Source organism: Sporosarcina sp. GW1-11 (assembly GCF_033088395.1).
In the GTDB taxonomy this organism is placed as follows: domain Bacteria; phylum Bacillota; class Bacilli; order Bacillales_A; family Planococcaceae; genus Sporosarcina.
Window position 1 is genome coordinate 1 of record NZ_JAPMIW010000010.1, and the last position, 17875, is coordinate 17875.

A 17875-nucleotide genomic window follows, 5' to 3' on the forward strand; every position below is an offset into this window, starting at 1 on the left:
TTTGCGGCATGCCCTTCAAAATAAAGCTCCACCACTTTCTTTTTCAGTTCATATTCATACGTTTTTCTAGTCATGATCTCACTCCTCAGGATGTAGTCTGTCCTTTAGGAGCGCTTTCTTATACTGTCTACTGTAAGGTAATTATGCACTTCTATGAGCGCGAAACTCACTTCTATGAGCGCGAGACCAGCTTCTATGAGCGCGAGACTCACTTCTATGAGCGCGAAACTCACTTCTATGAGCGCGAAACCCAACTCTATGAGCGCGAAACCCAACTCTATGAGCGCGAAACCCAACTCTATGAGCGCGAAACCCAACTCTATGAGCGCGAATCACACTTCTATGAGCGCGAAACTCACTTCTATGAGCGCGAAACTCACTTCTATGAGCGCGAAACTCACTTCTATGAGCGCGAAACTCACTTCTATGAGCGCGAAACTCACTTCTATGAGCGCGAAACTCACTTCTATGAGCGCGAAACCCAACTCTATGAGCGCGAAACCCAACTCTATGAGCGCGAAACCCAACTCTATGAGCGCGAAACCCAACTCTATGAGCGCGAAACCCAACTCTATGAGCGCGAAACCCAACTCTATGAGCGCGAAACTCAACTCTATGAGCTCGAAACCCAATTCTATGAGCGCGCCACACAATTCTATGAGCGCGAAACACAATTCTATGAGCGCACACCTCAAATCCACAAGCTCACAACCAACAAACACAAGTACTTAGACCCATCCAGCGAACAATAATCACCATTCCATAAGCGAAATATCACCTAATCCCCTCTCGATACATCGAACATAGAATTATTCTAAAATACATAGTATAATTCTCTAGAACACTTGCTACAATCACCTTACTTACTAAAGAACTACTATGAATTTGGAGATAGCTTATGAGAAAATGTCTTACATGCCAGGAAATGAATCCTGAGAAAGAAGAGTTTTGCATGAATTGTGGAGCATTCTTATCGTTCCGCCGTGCATCTGTTAAAAAATCATTCATTCAACGGCCGCCACTTTATCAAATGGTCTTAGCCATTGTTATAATTGGTGGATTCTTCGGGTATTACGCAATGCAAACTGAATATGGAAAAGAGGCTGTGGCGGAACAATTCATCACTGCGCTGATCACACAAGATACAAATACATTGAACGAACTAATTGTGCCGAAAGATAGTCGCATCACTGTAGACAAAGATAGCTTGCAAGCACTGTTAGCATTGATCGAGAAAAATCCATCCACTGTTCAGACGATAGAAAATAACTTGATGGAACAAAATAAGGGCATGTTTTCCATGAGAGCATCAGGTAAACGGTTAGGATTATTCCCGTTATATACCATTAATCCGACTGGTTATATTGTTGAAGTGGAATCGATAGGTGATGAGACCATCCTTTCTACAGAAAACTCCGAAATTGGCTATATTAAAAAACGTGGGGAAACTGCCGAATTCGGACCGTTTTTAGCTGGTATCTACCCAATTAAAATGACAACTATAATCGACGGGGAAACTATCTCAGAAGAAATTCAAGCGAATATATTTGGGGAAAACCATGCAATTAGCCTCTTCTTTCCTTCTGTTGAAGAAGTAGCGCTAATCGCCAAACAATCGAATGGGCAAGATGCAAGCATAACAAATAAAGCTGAATCGTCTACCGAGAACGATACCCCCGTTGGTAAAATCTACAATGATTATTTCATCCTTCCCACTAGCGGAGATACGTATTTGAAAGCATCTGATCTAAAGGGTCTTTCAAAAAGTGATTTGCGTTTAGCCCGCAATGAAATATACGCGCGCTACGGCTATATTTTCAAATCAAAAGAACTTCAGGCGTATTTTGACTCACAAACATGGTATGTACCGAACGACGCCTATGGTGGTTCATTGACCGAATGGGAAAAACACAATGTTGCCCTAATTAAATCAAAAGAGTAAATAAAGAGACATCGCAGAAAATCCTACGATGTCTCTTTTCCAATTACTCATCAGTAGCCAATAATTTAAGCATCGTAGCCGCTTCATGATTCACCCAGTCTACTTCCGCCTTGTTAGAAAGTTCCTCCAAAATACCAATAGCTTCCTCACGCCTATCTAACTTTACCAATGCAGCGCTCTCCTGAAGACGGATCGCCTCACGGTAAGGAGACTCCATGTAATGTTTACTATCTTCCCTTTGAAACTGTTCCACTGATTGTAGAGCCTGCTCATAAGCCTCTTCCTTCATATAGGATGCAGTCAGAAAATAAGCTGCATCATCCGAAAAATACTCACTTTCTAAAGAACGGATGGCCTGTTCAAAGGACTTACTAGCTCTGGAATAATTGCCATTGCGATAGTCTTTAAACCCATCTATATAATACTCTTCCGCTACTTCTGCAGAGATAAATAACGGCTTTTCATCATCTGCCAACTCTTGCGGCTTTAGTTGTTCAGCAGCCAAATCAGTATTTTTCGGTTCTGAAATCACCTCAGTAGACACATCTACTTGCTGATCATGCACGTTACCCTTCGTCTCCTTGTCACTTAACAACATATATCCCGACAAGCCAAGCGCACTAATCATCGCTACATATAAAGCGACTACTCGCCCAAACGACTTGCGCTGTTTCACTGGCATTTCTCGTTGCTCAATAAGGCTTGGCGCTGTTCTTGCCGTGAGCACGCGCTTAATTACACGATCATCCATCGCATAAATCGGTAAATCCAAAATAAATCGATCCAATAAATCCGGACGATGGCTCGCAAGTAATAGTGTGTTCATTCGATACATTTCAATTGATATCGGCAAATCTCCGACTCTATGTAATGCATCATTCAAAATGTACAATGCATTTTCAGAATGACCTTTACGAATCTCAGCAACCGCTGCATTATATTCACCAACTAGAAACGCATACGTAGACCAGTTGCTATCGATCTCCTCTCGCAACCATTCAGCTTGCGGTCCTTCTACATCTTCAAGATACCGACGCGCGATATGTAGGCGACCGACCTTACATTCCAGCAACGCCTTCTGCCAAAGAATCTGTTGCCGATTGCCACCAACCACCTCAAGAGAACTTAGGGAAGCGAGCGCTTTCAAGTATTGTTTCTGTCCAATTTGACGATGAATTTGCTTAGCGAGCTCCTCCATCTGAATAATTGAATTCATGATGCAACCACCTCTTTATCTATATGCATCACCATAAACTCCCCCTTACGAAACCGTCTTCACTAAAGCCTCTTGAATAATCTTCCCCGTACCTTCAAACGTAAAGGCTCTGCGGTATACGACCGCCACTTGATACGTCTCTAAACCTTCCGGCGCTTCTTCAGCTGGTATTGTCCCTAATAACTCCATATACTCCTCATCTACGTACTGACCATAGACATCCACCTCATGAATCCCCATCTCACGCAACAACGCAAGCGAATGAGAAACGACCGACTTCACTTGCAAATAATTTTCAGAATCACTTTCTTCAAGCGTCATACGTAAATGATCCACCAAATTAAACATCTCAACCGCCCGTCTCGCCAAATCCACTTGCCCGACAGCACCATCAAATGTCAAACCTGCGATTTCTTCTTTTATGGAAGCGGCTAGTAGATCTGAGTCAAGAAGTTCTCCAAGCGTCTCGAAATTTGAATAAGCAACTAACTCCTTCTGTTGAAGTTCCACTGCCTCGGATGGTTCAACAGCATCACTTGCGGAGTCATCCAATGAGATCTTTTCCAACTTCATGAGTTCTTTATCAAGAAGTCCCTGCAACCCTTTTGGTCGATCAGCATTTGGAATATCTACGTTATTCATCAAACCCCTCATTTCATAATGCAATTTCTGCTCTATTTCGTCATGTAACCGTAGTCTAGCTACGTTCGACATGTTTCGATAATGTTCCCACTATTTGGTTTATTCTACTGATAAGATAGCATTACTTAATGTAGAAAACAACAAGACTAGTGAAAATATCGAGTGATTGCTTCAATTCATTACCCAAATCTGTCCTTTCCTGAAGCAGATTAACATATGTATAGCGAAAAGATTTCAACCTAACTTTCTCTCCCGTACACGTTTCTACACGCAGTCGACTGCCAATCTTCTTTAGTAGCAATCTATTTCATATCAAGCCAGGATAATACAGCTCATCTACTGAAACCGAATACTCCTCGTGAATATCCGCAAACAACGCATCTGTGATCAACTGTCTAAGCACGCCACTAAAATACCCCGCCACATTCCGTATGTTCTTCGTCTTCGTCGCCATCACACTAATTCTCGCTGCACGATACGCTAATTCCTCAAACAACTTTTCTTTCCCTTGATGAATTTCAAAACGTAACATCCGATTGGACAATGAACGATAAATCGCAAATAGATCTCTTGCTTTTGAAGTATCTCCGGTCAACGCAAGGACATTTTTCATCTTAGAAAACAGGGTTGTGGATAACTGTTCATCTGCAAGATGAGACGTCTTTGATTGTTGTTTAATGTTTGTAGATTTTAAAAAAGAAGCTTCCTTCTGAGATACTACGTCAGAAACCGCATCATGACAAGGCTCGTCCGCCTTCTCCGGGCTGTCCATTTCCCCCTGGTCAGTGACAGGCAAAATGACATAAATGTTCGCACCCAATCCATTTAATACAGGTCGTACAAACTGAACTCGCTCAATAATTTCTAGCTTCGCTAATTTACGCAACGCACGTCTGATTGTTGAATTCGATAAACCTAGCTTCTTCTCCATCGTCTCATGCTTCAAATGTGCTGCTAAATACTTCACCGAATAGCAACGAATCATCTCTAAAACGGCACGATCCGTCTTGTTCATCGCGTTATAGTGAATGTCCGCATGCGTACGTGCTGCTGCATCTAATTGTTCCTTGGTTGCAAATCTTGCATAAGTAGAAAGATAATGTGTCATAAGAAAAAACCCCTTTTTCCCTCTATATAGAGAGCAGGGGTCGAAAAGTGGACAGCTGTTTAGAAAAAGTATATTTATTTTAGGTGAATGTTTTATATTAACTAGAAAATCAAAATCCCCACACTCCATGTTGGAATGAAACACTTATCGTCTACACGTACCTTTACTAAGCTATCCATCTCCTTTCCATACAAAAAAAGTTCCTCGGCTGATTACACAGTCGAGGAACTTTTTCATCTTATACTAACGCCAGCCGCTTAACCGCTTCAAACAAAATCGTCGCACCATCCGCCAAATGTTCCGCATCGGACCATTCTTCTGGACAATGGCTAAGCCCGTCCTTACTAGGGACGAACACCATGCCGCATGCGGTGAAATCCGACAGCACCATCGCGTCATGCCCTGCCCCACTATTCATCGTACAATAAGGAATTGCTAACTCTTCACTTATGTCCTTAAACAGTCCACGAATGTCCGGATCTAATTCCTTTGGCTCTATAGACATGAGTTGATCGACATCGGTTCGAATACCTTCTACTCCATTATGAGATGCCACTAGCTCGTTTACCTGACCTAAGGCCTGTTGTATATATTCATCCTTGCCAGCCCGGATATCTACTGAAAAAACAACTTCGTCTGGAATGACGTTCGCACCGTTCGGGAATACTTGTAGTCGTCCAGTCGTAATGACTGTACCGTGGCCTGTCTCTTCCGCGATTTGCGGAAACGCTGCAATCAGTTGCGCTGCGGAAACAAGCGCATCCGAGCGGCGGTCCATTGGCGTAGTACCTGCGTGACCCGCGCGTCCTTGCACAGTCACTTCCAACTGCACGAGACCAACAATCGCTTCTACCACACCGATACGAATGCCCTTCTCTTCCAAAATCGGCCCTTGCTCGATATGGAGTTCAAGAAAGGCTTTCATCGTCTCTGGTCTTCGGATTTTTTCTTTGGAAGGATCCAGTCCAATGGCCGCCATTGCGTCTGTAGCTAAAATGCCGTCTTTATCCGCTACTGTAGTAAAATCCTCTTCCGTCATGACGCCCATCATGCCTCGTGACCCCATCAATCCTCCACCGAAACGAGAACCTTCCTCTTCCACCATCGCCAGTACTTCTAACGGATAATCAGGTGTCACTTGTAGCTCCTGAAACAGCGCGGCCACTTCTAACCCGATGACAACACCCGCTGTCCCGTCATACGCCCCACCGTGCGGCACCGAATCAAAATGCGATCCGACAATTACAGAAGGTGCATCTTTCAACGTACCTTCTAGCTTGCCAAATATATTTCCAAAACCGTCTTCTGACACTTGAAGACCATACTCTATCATTTTTTCTTTAATATAATTCCGTGCGTGCAAATCTTCCTTACTATACGTCAGTCTCGTCACACCTTGTCCAGGAGTGGCTGTGAACTGTCCTAGTAATTCAATATGCTGCGCGATACGCTCTTTATTCGCTGTCATCTTACATTCCTCCTATTATAAGAAGCCGACGAAAATTCCTGCTAAAACAACCGACACAATCGTCACGCTAATAAACCCTCCGACAAGCATCGGTGGCAGCATATGACTAAGCAATGCTTCCCGTTCCTTTTCGTCTTCCGTCAATGAGTTAACGACTTCATTCGTAATGATATAGTCCGCTGGAAAACCGTACAAGGCTGTAAGTGACACCGCAAACGCCATCTCTTTGCTTACCTTCAGAACCTTTCCAATGAAAAACGAGAATATGTACATACCGATGATACCTAATATAATACAACCGACGAGCGGATACAAAATCTCCGACATCATGGCCGGTGTCGCTTTTTTCAGACCATCGAGAATAAACAAGATTAACGCGAGCATAGCGAAGCCGAAACCATTCGCTTTTTGAAGTACGTTGCGCTCAAGAAAACCGACGCTTGTCGCAATAATTCCGAACAGTAAACAAAGTACGTACGGACTGATCGTAATAAATGGCGCGAGTAGCGTAGATACACCATAGGCAAGAAAACCAACAAACGCCAAACGGAAAAACTTGAAATATTCCGTATTATATTTCTCCGGCATCTTGCTAAACATTTTCAGCTCGCTAGGCGCCAGTAACTCCGCTTCTACTGGGGCATCCTTCAATTCCAATTCCCCACCGCGATACTTTTGAAGAAGCATCTTTCCTTCTTTTTTCAAAACTATCGACGTCAATGGATAACCAGCAAAGCCTTGCATTACATAAATCACAACCGCAAAAACAGACAGCGTGACAAGACCCGCTTCAGCTGCACCTTCAGACATGATCAACGCAGAAACAATTCCACCGACTAAAGGCGGGATCGCTACTAAAACGGTTTTCATATCAAACAGTAAGACACCAATCGTAAATAGGAACACAATTATACCGATTATTCCGGAAATTGAAATCAAAATCGTTTTCCATTGCTGTTTTAGCTGCTGAACAGAAAGCATTGTACCCATGTTCGTAATCAATAAAAATATTAACAAGGTAGCAACTGCTGGCGGTACACCGGCAATCGCAACGATATCCTCAGGGAAAAACGTCCAATACCCAAATAAAATTAATACCGCACAGATGAATATTGATGGAATCCATGCTTTTGTACGAACTGCAATTAAATCTCCTATGTATAAAATCCCTGCTAATATAGCAAATGCAAGCATTTGTGGCATATCATCCACTCCTCTCTCGTTGTAAAGCCATAGTATATGGTACCATACGATTAACAGAAAAGTCGATACCTTTCGACAAGTGCAATATTTTTATTAGACAACATACTAATAAGTGCTCGGTTGCCAGTTTCTTATATGTCTAGGCATCTTCCGTCTTTTGCAATCCTGTCGGCAAACACTTCCATTCAATTACTTCTTTTTAATGCAGTAGAAGTAATTTCCTGACTGCCTGCCAAGTCTACGATGATCCGAGCCATTCGAATGAGTTTAATTGCTTGGAGAACTAGTACCCTGCACTAATCCTCTAAGTTCTTCCATACTATTTATGGTACGATAAAGATAAAAATGGAGGGAGATCCGATGAAGTGCGAAATGTGTAGTACTGACACAGTGCGCGTACGGTACAGCAATCATTCACTCTGTATGGATTGCTATAATACAGTGATGGCGGAGGAACTCGGGATAGAGCTTCCGCAACTGCCCAAAACATTTGTCGCGGATGACGCGAATGGAGTAAAACGTATTTTCGAAGTGGAACAGCAGATTACGGGAACGGCGATTTTGCTGACTGCGCGTGAACGATGGGAACAAGGATACGAGTTTGCAGTGGATGGGGAACCGGATACCAATCAGCATAAACTATTCAAACAGCTGAGAGAAAAAACAACACGAGGCCTGTCGGAGACTTATCTGGAAACAGGGAAATTTTCAACGGCTGAACCCTATACGTATGTAAAACAAAACCACTTGAAAGGCGTACTTGCCTACGATTCAGCAAACAGTGAAACACCGCTCGCAATCATCGACGGAAAGCCATATACGTGGGATGAAGTGGGCCGTATGTTGCAGGCTTTCGAAGGATTTCAAGTGAAGATAGCGATGAAGGATTTGGCCGATGAGCTGGAATGAACAGCAAAACGTTTATTGAATGACCTAATTGTGTGGGGACATGGTACCTTCGCTCGATTTATTACATATTTTCTCTCTATTCGTTGCTTCGAGATGGGTTTAATAGTTTAATATCACTCGAAATCAAATGAAAGTTTTGTTATACTAGAAAATAGAGAGGATGATTAACTTGAAGATTAAATTTGCAATTGTTGCCTCCAGTTTAGCCTTGTTGCTATCGGGGTGCTTTGGTGGTAGTTCAGATTCGGACACTAGCAAAGAGACTAACCAAGCGGATCAGGATAAAAACAAGCCTACCGAACAAACAACAGACGAGAAAAAGGACGCTAAAATTGATGGAACTATTGGAGATAAAACCGATGAAACTGTAGATGATAAAAAAGAAGAAAATGCAAAGAATGTTGACCCAATGGCAGACAGATACAATTACGCTAGACACGGAAATCCAATTGAAGTAAAAGGCCGCGTAGCACTTAAAGAAAATGCTGCTGAGGTCAAAAAGAACAAAAATGTAGAAGCAGTTGAAGTGTTCGAACAAAATGGAACAGTCTTTGCAGAAGTTAACGCAAAGAAAGATGCGACGGATAAGGAAGTAAAGGACTTAACTGCTGCTACTGTAAATCAGTTGAAAGACAAACATCCGAAAAAGCCAATCACAGTGACAGTCGTGAAAGATGAAAAAAAGGTCTCTGAAACGAACGTAGATCAAGATAAGGTTCCAGCTGCAAAAACAGTTGGCTCCGTAAACGGATTAGCTGTTTTAGACCCTATTTTACAAACATATATTATTAGAATTACCGCTGAAGAAGTACCCGCTGCAAAGCCTGAAGATACATTAGTACTTACTGTAAACGGTGAAGATTATGTAATGGAGTACGATAAAGAACGTGATCTTTACCAAAACTCGATTATTAAAGCAGACAATGTAGACCAAGTGAAGAACGCAACATTCATCATTAAATCTAAGTAAAACAAAAGCAGTTTCCGATTGAGGTTCATTCGGAAACTGCTTTTTATATTCTTAGTGTAAAGATTGAAGGACTTTCACAGTATCTAACATCCCCCAGCCATATTCTAAATCATAACTTTCTTGCCCTAAATCTACATGATATTCTAACAATAAGGTGCGCACGCGATCTTTGTTCATCTCTGGAGCCGCTGCATAAGGTGTCGCCATGGATGTACCCGAGCCATACATAACTTCCCCATTAGCGAGTAAACTTAGTATTAACTCGCCCAGCGCGACTAGGTCGAGCGCTCTGCCGTAGTTGGAGAAATTAGTAGCTGGTAAAATTACTTTGTCTCCTTGCGGTGTATGTTTGCGAAGAATCCACACGACATGGGAATCATACTGATCAGTCAACACGTTCTCTTCTGCCAAGATCACTACTGCTTCTTCAGGGACCAACACATCCGTCGTATTTGGACGTTACGTAAATTGTAGTTCTTTCGTGAAAGAATCACCTGTCGGAATGGACTTTCTCACCGTTCCATCCATTGTATTCTTATTTTTCGACTGCAAACCTTCTTCAATTACTAGTACATACTCTTCATAAGGCTCCTATCGTTTCTTCTTTTTTTTTGCTCGGTTCCAATGAATACGAAGTCGTTTTAAACACATATCGTTGTGGTGTACCTAGTTGTTTCCCTTTAGCCGATTCTATACTATCGCTTACATAAAGATAGTAGTCAGTATTTGGTTTATAATACGTTTTCGGAATGATTTTAATTGAACGGTTAAGGTTCGTCAGTTTACTTTCTATCTCGACTTTCTTACCATCTTCATCATAAAGATATACAGTATTTGCGTTGACGGTTTCCGCATTCGCGGCTTGATTGAAAGTAATCGTCCATATTTTATCGATCATCACAGGTTGTTCCAATACAGTAGTGTCGCCTGTATACTGATCGTTAACATTCGGTACTTTCCATCCGTCTTCCATTTGGATGATAGAAAAGGTACTAAATTTATGAATGGTGAATTTTAAACCAAGTTCTCCTTCTTTATACGGAACAACCTCACCTTTGATAAATACCTTTTCTCCGTCACTATGTTCGATAAACACACCTAGTTTATTTAAGAATTCTTCTCGTTCTTTTGCGTCAGTAGGAATTTTTTGATCTTTTAACGGAAGAATGATGTCAACTGGTTGATTGGGCATATTCGTTTCAATTGTCATAGGACGACCAACTACTTGAATATTTAAGCTATCCGTCACTTCGCTAATGACTTCTTCTTGCTTCGCACGTTCCTCGACTTCATTCTTTTGCTTTTCGTCCTTCATCGGAATCACTCGGAAGTAAAGGTTGTCATTCACGTTAGTAACCGAGTCTTTTGGTATGATGATTCTTGCATTTTCTGTGAAAACTTCTAATCCGATTGCGTTTTGTCGGAACGCTTGGATAGCCCCTTTATGGAAAGAGACATGTAATTCAGACACTTCATCTTTGGCATCAGGAATGACAATACGTGCCCGTTCGATACCTGATTCTATTAGTTTCGGAACGATTTCAGCAGCATGGATTGGCGAAAATTCAATTTCGTCTTTTTTCTTTCCTGTAGGATCGGTTGTACGTTTAATGGCTGCAGTTGTAACGACAGATCCTTGATTATCTGTTTCAATAGGTAAGGTAATGATTTCCGTTGTCGGTTGTGGTGTTGGGCTGACTGGCACACTTGGAATAAACGGAGCATGAGGTATGACACTTTCCGAAAACTTCGAATCCTTGCTAGATCCCGCTTCATTCGTCGCAATCACTTTAAATGTGTAAGATTTTCTCGGTTTTAGCCTGTTCACAGTAATAGGCGAAGCAGTACCAGTTGTTTCTAGTTCTGTAACTTCTTGTTCACCTTCAAACACTTTCACTGTATATTTAGTGACTGCATTCCCTCCTGTATGCATTGGTTCTGTAAATGACACGCTCGCTTTGGCAACTCCAGCGGTTGCTGTTACGTCTGTTGGTGGATTCGGCATTCTCTTGGCATAGAGTTCTGTTCCTACTACTAAAGAAGTTCCGTCCCATATATTCAGTAATTCTGCATCTGTATACCAACTAATGAATTCTGGAAAAATACTAGCTTCATCCTGTTTGAATGCATTTACCCCAATAGTTGGTGAGCCTTCGAATGTAACACGTTCTACGTAATTGGAAGAAAAAGCATTCGATCCAATCTCTCGAACATTCACAGGAATTGTTACAGTCGTAAGTTTATTATGACTGAAAGCATTGTCTGCTATAGCAGATACGCCTATATGAAATGTTACACTTATCAGTTCATTATAACTAAAAGCACCTTTACCCATTACTACCCCAGGAGGAATCATTACACTAGTTAGTCTATTATGACTGAAGGCATTCTCACCTAATGCACTCAAACTAAAAGGCATGGTTACACTTGCAATCTCATTATGACTAAACGCACTTTCTCCTATAGTTCCTAAACTACTTGGAATCTCTACGCTTACTAACTCATTGGAGAAAAAAGCATAGCTCCCTATTTCAACAACACCTATTGGTAACGTTACATTTTTGATTATATTATTACTAAACGCATGGTTACCTATATAAATTGCGTTGCTAGCTTCATTGATCACTATATTTGTTAATTGATTTCCTGAGAAGGCATTCTCCCCTATTGTGGTTAGATCTTTCGGAAGTTGTACACTCGTTAGTCCTTTATCCTTGAACACATTATTACCAATAGCTGATACAGACCTGCCATTTATTTGATTAGGTATTACAACCTCTTTCGCCGTACCGTTATATCCAGTAAGGGTTACTGTACCATCCGAATTTTCAGTAGCTTCATATTCAGCAACTGGCGTAACAGCAGCTGATGATTGTGAATTTATACTGTCACCTGTTGCATTCGTTGCCACAACTTTGAATGTGTAAGCCGTGCCTGGTGTTAAGCCAGTCACTGTAATCGGTGACACGGCGCCTGTTGTTAATGAGTCGGTCTGTTCTGTTTCGCCTACATATACTTTCACTGAATAACCAGTTACCGTATTTCCACCTATATGCGTTGGACCTGTGAAGGAAACGGTCGCTTCTTCTATCCCCGCAACTGCGCTTACTTCCTTCGGTGGACTAGGTACTCTCTTGCCGTACAGTTTCTTTTCATCGGGTACTGAAGTTCCGTCCCACGCATTTGTAAACTCAAGATCTGTATACCATCCTTTAAATTCCTGAGACCCTTGAGTAAATGCATCCTTTCCAAGTACTGGTTTACCTTCAAATATGATTTCCTCTAATTTATTATATGCAAACGCATTTTCCCCTATGGTTTTCATACTTTCCGGTATAGTTATGCTTGACAACTGGTTTTGAGTAAATGCATAATCCTCTATGCTTTCCACACCTTCTTCAATCGTCACACTAGTAAGCTCATTTCCTGCTCCAGCAATTCCTCCTTGAAACGCAGACTTTCCTATTGATTTTACGCTTCCCGGAATTCTCACACTCGTTAAGCGATTGAGAGGATAAAATGCCTGAGACTCGATTTTTGTTACTCCATCTGCTATTGCTACACTGGTTAAAAAATTCCAAGAAAATGAAGAAGCATCTATGATCGTATCATTTCCTAGTATCGTAACACTCGTCAGTTGATTACTACGAAAAGCAGCCACCCCTATTACTTTCACACTCTCGGGAATCGTAACACTCGTCAGTTGATTACTATCAAAAGCACTCACCCCTATTACTTCCACACCTTCAGGAATCGTAACACTCGTCAGTTGATTACTACCAAAAGCACTCACCCCTATTACTTTCACACTCTCGGGGATTATTACACTTGTTAAGTGTTTTGCGATAAACACAAAATTTCCAATCTCCGAAACAGTCTTGCCGCCTATCTTACTCGGAATCTCAATCTCTTTTTCCGTTCCATTGTATTTTTTGATCGTCACCGTGCCGTCATCATTGTCCGTAGTTTCAAAAAGCACTACTGCTTTGACTGATTCCGAAGCAACTGATTCCACACTATCGCCCGCTTTATTCGTAGCAGTTACTTTAAAGGTGTAATCGGTGTCATGCGTAAGTCCTGTTACCATAATTGGTGATGCATCGCCCGACATTTCTAAGTCGGTTTGTTCTGTTCCATTTACATACGCTTTCACTGTATATTTCGTTACTACATTCCCACCGATATGTTCAGGGCCAGTGAAGGTTACTGTGACGTTCCCATCTCCAGCAACTGCACACACATCTTTCGGTGGATTGGGTAATCTCTTACCGTACAGTTTCTTCCCATCTGGTACTGAAGTTCCGTCCCATTGCGAGGTAAAGTCCTGATCTGTATACCATTCTTTAAATTCTTTATATAGTCCCCATGATTGATTAAAAGCGTTCGTTCCAAGCACAGGAGAACCTTCAAACGTCACTTGCTCTAATTGATTATAAGCAAAGGCATTCTCTCCTAATGTTTCTACATTTTCTGGGATAGTCACACTTATTAACCTATTACCATAAAATGCAGAGTTCCCTAATCCAGTCACTGTATTTGGGATGGTCACGCTTGATAATTGATTCATAGCAAAGGTAGAATCCCCAATAATTTCCACGCCCTCTTCAATCGTCACGCTTGTGAGCGCATTTCCTGAGCCTGCAGGTGCTCCTTGAAATGCAGAATTCCCTATTGATTTCACACTTCCTGGGATGGTCACACTTGTTAAACGATTGATAGGATAAAAGGCTTCATTTCCGATTTCTGTCACACCATCCGCGATTGTCACACTCGTTAACAAATTTGAAGAAAAGGCAGATTGCCCTATAATTGTTTGCTCTCCAAGTATCGTCGCATTTGTGAGTTTATTATTATAAAAAGACATCTCTCCAATATAAGTAACGCTCTCCGGTATTGAAATATTCGTCAGATTATTACTAGAAAAGGCGGTATTTTCTATTCTTTCCACACCTTCTGGAATCGTTAGGCTCGTCAGTTCGTTATTACCAAAAGCACCGGTTCCTATTACTTTCACACTCTCGGGAATTGTTATACTTGTTAACTGTTTTAAGAAAAATGCAAAGTTCCCAATCTCCGAAACAGTCTTGTCGCCTATTTCACTCGGAATCTCAACCTCTATTTCCGTTCCATTGTATTTGGTAATTGTTAAAGTACCGTCTGGATTTTCGTTAGTCTCAAATATGGAGGCTGCATGAACTGCCCCTATCGGTGGCATACTAGCCAATACAAGAAAAGTAGCCAACATCATCATAAATATTTTTTTCATTTTATCCTCTCCATTCGCTCTCATTATTAAATTTTACTTATATAAACTTGTGCTACCTACCATTTACATTCGGAATCACTAGTCGAGCTATATACTAATTAATCTATCAAAAAAACCTTACATTTTTCTTACATAGCTCTCGTTTTCTTAACACAAAAAAAGCAAGTCTTATACAATTACATGTATAAAACTTGCCTTCTCATATTATAGATATTATTTTCTCTAAATCTTCTTCTCTTATGATAGGTTTAACGGTATGAAACAATTTATCTAACTGATCAGGACATTCATTTTTACTATAATACTTGGCAACCTCTTTAACAAGATGAACATATTGTTGATAATACCCCTCTATAGTATGGATGCACCATATATAATCTTTGCCTTCAAACAAATCACCTTGATATAGTGAAATGTTTTTTTCAAATTCTTCTAGCGTATGTTTGTCAATTTCCAACTTTTTATTTATGAATTTATCAAACTCGATTAAGTCACAGTGTACATCTGTTAGCACTATTTTATATATACCATTTTTCCTTACCATATCGACTACAATACCGGCAGTTCGTAACAATTTCTTCAGCCTGAAAATCATCGTATATAAATTTTGTTGTGATTTTTCCATAGAGGAATCTTCCCACAGAATATCAATGATCTGCCACTTGCTTATTCCCTTCTCTCGATGCATGATCAATAAGGCGAAGAGCTCTTCTAATTTCGCTGTCATAAACTCGGTTTGGTGATCGTTTATACGCAAGTGCATATTCCCAAACAAGCAAATTTCACTATTTTTACTAATATCCTTTCTTTCCATTCTTCTCTTCTTGTACACTCTTTTCAAAACCTCATCCACCGATCGCCTATCCACTGGCTTTAATATATAGTGAATTGCGTTTAGTTCGAAGGCATGAATGGCATACTGTTCATATGACGTCACAAAAACGATTGCCATTTCTTCATTACCGGCTTGCATGAGTGTCGTTGCCAGCTCAATTCCACTCATTTCTGGCATATCTACATCTAGAAATAAAACGTCTGGTTCCAGCCGTGGGATTTCGTTTAATGCCTGTTCTGGGTCTGTAAATGCACCGATTACTTGCATGCCGTTTGTTTCTCCAATAATTTTTTCTAAATGAATTAATACTAGGAGTTCATCATCTACTAACACAGCCTTAATCATCGGCCACCTCCTCCTTATCATGATTCAAAGGTATGGTAAAATAGACCTTTGTTCCCGTATGACCTGTTTCAAATTGCAACTCTACATGATAAAAGTTTTGCAATCTTGTATAGATATTCGCCAAGCTTATACCGTTCCCGGACAAAGATTGCACATTCCTATCACCATTTCGAATAGCATTCATTTGATAGACATCTATACCTTTACCGTTATCTTCCACACCAATATATACGCCATGTTCTTTCCTTTTTAGTGTTAACTTCACTTCACCGCCACTTTTATTTTTCAACACCCCATGTCGGATAGCATTTTCTATAAGCGGCTCAATTACTAAAGGAATGATTTTAAACGAAAGAACCTCTTCATCGACATCATAAATCATATTAATCCGGTCTCCAAACCTGACTGTCTCAATATCTATATAAGCCTCTATCAATTTCAACTCATTCTCAATAGTTACGTAATCAGCTTGTATATCTACTTGAAAAGACCGTTTCAAGTAGTTTGACAGATTAGAAAGTACTTCACCTGCACGGTTCCCATCCGTATAACAAAGACTAATAATACTGCTTAGCGTGTTAAATAAAAAATGTGGCTTAATCTGCGCTTGTAAAAAAGCCAACTCATTTTTCTCCGCTTTCTTCACTGTTTGATCTAATGTGGAGAACGTTTCGATTAATTGATTAGATAGTTCTTCATTCTTTTTATAGGAATACGTATATCTAAAAATCAGTAAAACCGAAAACGCAATACTGTAAATAGGGATGGTGAGAAAAGAGATGAACATATCTATTTTCAACCCTACACTATATAAAATCATATCGAACCAGAATAAATAGATACTACATATGGAAATAATCATCGCAATATGTTCTATATCAGTAATATTAGAACCATTTCGTTTAATAAAAAGAAACAAAACTTTGATCCATATAATAAAGTAAAATAGCACGGTGTAAATCATATAAAATACTAGTATTTTCGAATAGGTAGCCAAAGGAAATAGTAGGGTAATTAAAACAAAAACACTGTAAAACACAAGCATAACATTTCTTATTCGATTCGATAAAAAAACAGAACTCACTTTATTGACCACGATCAAAACCGTAATGACGGTAAATGCACTTATCAGATGACCGAAACGAAATGTACTATCCATACTAATAGACGGAAAGATCACTGTAATAATCCGTTCACTATAAATACTACTCATCACACCATAGAATAGACAGCTTAATGCAAGCGGAAGAGTAGCAGGCTCTTTCTTTCGATACTCTTTATTGACTAAACATAAGAATAGATAGAACAACCCGATAATGACTACGATTAAAATCATAGAAAACTCAAACATGATCTTTTGTTGATGCAGCTCGATAATTTCCTTCTGTGTTCCAAATGTAATTGGTTTGGCTATACCTCCAACGATGTAATCATGATTAGCGGCTTGAATGATAATTTCCGCTGTTGAACTCTTCACTTCAAAATAAGCGGCTTTTGAGTTATTACCTGATACATTTCCATCTAAAGTCTCCGAAACTTCACCGTCTTTTAACACTATCTCACCATTCACAAATATTTGGCTTGCGTTTCTAATATTTCCTTTAAGGATGCCAAAGTATTTGGTATCTAACGGTATATTTCTAACGACCATCCTGTAGGTCGCGTACCCTGTTGCATCATACGTGTTACCATTAAGATCATTTAACCAGTTGCCCGGAACAAGCGCGTACTGTACATCGTGTTGCTCATGAAGGAAATCATCCGGATTTAACAATTGATTCCAATAAAGTTCCCACTCCCCATCAAGAGCTATCATACCTTTTTCATCAAAATCTGTTTGGGTAAGATCTACTTCTCCATTAGTAATAGTCAAAGTTTCTTTTATCGCATGGGCATAATAATAGATAAGAACGACTAGCATTAAAAGGATGACAGAAATAATATATATTTTGACACGATTCAATAGTCTCA

Annotated in this window: 14 protein-coding genes; 3 read left to right on the top strand and 11 right to left on the bottom strand. The window is 40.3% G+C overall.

What is annotated here, in order from left to right; translation table 11 throughout:
- Positions 1–104: 104 nt before the first annotated feature.
- Positions 105–317, bottom strand: a complete 213-nt coding sequence (locus ORD22_RS08005; protein WP_317645407.1) for a hypothetical protein — start codon at positions 315–317, stop codon at positions 105–107.
- 15 nt (positions 318–332) lie between these two features.
- On the bottom strand, positions 333–701 hold the full coding sequence (locus tag ORD22_RS08010) for a hypothetical protein (protein ID WP_317645408.1): 369 nt from the start codon (positions 699–701) through the stop codon (positions 333–335).
- A gap of 197 nt (positions 702–898) precedes the next feature.
- Between ORD22_RS08010 and ORD22_RS08015 the strand changes: the two genes are divergently transcribed.
- A complete protein-coding gene (locus ORD22_RS08015) occupies positions 899–1942 on the top strand; it encodes a YARHG domain-containing protein (protein ID WP_317645409.1) in 1044 nt (347 codons plus the stop codon).
- Positions 1943–1985: 43 nt separating this feature from the next.
- Here the strand turns inward: ORD22_RS08015 and ORD22_RS08020 are convergent, their stop codons facing one another.
- The 5 genes from ORD22_RS08020 to ORD22_RS08040 all read right to left on the bottom strand — a co-directional run bounded on the left by ORD22_RS08020 (position 1986) and on the right by ORD22_RS08040 (position 7579).
- A complete protein-coding gene (locus tag ORD22_RS08020; RefSeq protein WP_317645410.1) occupies positions 1986–3158 on the bottom strand; it encodes a tetratricopeptide repeat protein in 1173 nt (390 codons plus the stop codon).
- Positions 3159–3203: 45 nt separating this feature from the next.
- Positions 3204–3800 (bottom strand): hypothetical protein, encoded by a 597-nt coding sequence (locus tag ORD22_RS08025; protein ID WP_317645411.1) that lies wholly within the window; start codon positions 3798–3800, stop codon positions 3204–3206.
- Positions 3801–4107: 307 nt separating this feature from the next.
- Positions 4108–4908 carry a hypothetical protein gene (locus tag ORD22_RS08030; protein WP_317645412.1) on the bottom strand — a complete coding sequence of 267 codons (801 nt, stop codon included), beginning with the start codon at positions 4906–4908 and terminating at the stop codon, positions 4108–4110.
- A 238-nt stretch (positions 4909–5146) separates the two neighbouring features.
- Positions 5147–6376: a Zn-dependent hydrolase gene (locus tag ORD22_RS08035; RefSeq protein ID WP_317645413.1), complete on the bottom strand. Its 1230-nt coding sequence runs from the start codon at positions 6374–6376 to the stop codon at positions 5147–5149.
- 15 nt (positions 6377–6391) lie between these two features.
- Positions 6392–7579, bottom strand: coding sequence for a hypothetical protein (locus ORD22_RS08040; RefSeq protein ID WP_317645415.1), 1188 nt, complete (start codon positions 7577–7579; stop codon positions 6392–6394).
- A 372-nt stretch (positions 7580–7951) separates the two neighbouring features.
- Here ORD22_RS08040 and ORD22_RS08045 point away from each other — a divergent pair, with 372 nt between their 5' ends.
- Together ORD22_RS08045 and ORD22_RS08050 are read left to right on the top strand one after the other, a co-directional pair.
- The gene (locus ORD22_RS08045) at positions 7952–8488 is read left to right on the top strand and encodes a DUF7686 domain-containing protein (protein WP_486377079.1); all 537 of its coding nucleotides are present in this window, start codon (positions 7952–7954) and stop codon (positions 8486–8488) included.
- A 169-nt stretch (positions 8489–8657) separates the two neighbouring features.
- Positions 8658–9458, top strand: a complete 801-nt coding sequence (locus tag ORD22_RS08050; RefSeq protein ID WP_317645417.1) for a hypothetical protein — start codon at positions 8658–8660, stop codon at positions 9456–9458.
- Positions 9459–9509: 51 nt separating this feature from the next.
- Here the strand turns inward: ORD22_RS08050 and ORD22_RS08055 are convergent, their stop codons facing one another.
- The 4 genes from ORD22_RS08055 to ORD22_RS08070 form a co-directional block, all read right to left on the bottom strand.
- The gene (locus ORD22_RS08055; RefSeq protein WP_317645418.1) at positions 9510–9899 is read right to left on the bottom strand and encodes a S8 family serine peptidase; all 390 of its coding nucleotides are present in this window, start codon (positions 9897–9899) and stop codon (positions 9510–9512) included.
- A gap of 139 nt (positions 9900–10038) precedes the next feature.
- Positions 10039–14724: a leucine-rich repeat protein gene (locus ORD22_RS08060; protein ID WP_317645419.1), complete on the bottom strand. Its 4686-nt coding sequence runs from the start codon at positions 14722–14724 to the stop codon at positions 10039–10041.
- Positions 14725–14923: 199 nt separating this feature from the next.
- Positions 14924–15904 (bottom strand): response regulator, encoded by a 981-nt coding sequence (locus tag ORD22_RS08065; RefSeq protein WP_317645420.1) that lies wholly within the window; start codon positions 15902–15904, stop codon positions 14924–14926.
- Complete coding sequence (locus ORD22_RS08070) at positions 15897–17867, bottom strand: sensor histidine kinase (protein WP_317645421.1); 1971 nt, start codon at positions 17865–17867, stop codon at positions 15897–15899. The genes ORD22_RS08065 and ORD22_RS08070 overlap by 8 nt, the downstream gene beginning before the upstream one ends.
- Positions 17868–17875 lie beyond the last annotated feature (8 nt).

What these genes read in the sequence shown, in the direction of transcription:
- ORD22_RS08015 (WP_317645409.1), top strand. Translation starts at nt 899, where the DNA reads ATGAGAAAATGTCTTACATGCCAGGAAATGAATCCTGAGAAAGAAGAG.
- ORD22_RS08020 (WP_317645410.1), bottom strand. Translation starts at nt 3,158, where the DNA reads ATGAATTCAATTATTCAGATGGAGGAGCTCGCTAAGCAAATTCATCGT.
- ORD22_RS08025 (WP_317645411.1), bottom strand. Translation starts at nt 3,800, where the DNA reads ATGAATAACGTAGATATTCCAAATGCTGATCGACCAAAAGGGTTGCAG.
- ORD22_RS08030 (WP_317645412.1), bottom strand. Translation starts at nt 4,908, where the DNA reads ATGACACATTATCTTTCTACTTATGCAAGATTTGCAACCAAGGAACAA.
- ORD22_RS08035 (WP_317645413.1), bottom strand. Translation starts at nt 6,376, where the DNA reads ATGACAGCGAATAAAGAGCGTATCGCGCAGCATATTGAATTACTAGGA.
- ORD22_RS08040 (WP_317645415.1), bottom strand. Translation starts at nt 7,579, where the DNA reads ATGCCACAAATGCTTGCATTTGCTATATTAGCAGGGATTTTATACATA.
- ORD22_RS08045 (WP_486377079.1), top strand. Translation starts at nt 7,952, where the DNA reads ATGTGTAGTACTGACACAGTGCGCGTACGGTACAGCAATCATTCACTC.
- ORD22_RS08060 (WP_317645419.1), bottom strand. Translation starts at nt 14,724, where the DNA reads ATGAAAAAAATATTTATGATGATGTTGGCTACTTTTCTTGTATTGGCT.
- ORD22_RS08065 (WP_317645420.1), bottom strand. Translation starts at nt 15,904, where the DNA reads ATGATTAAGGCTGTGTTAGTAGATGATGAACTCCTAGTATTAATTCAT.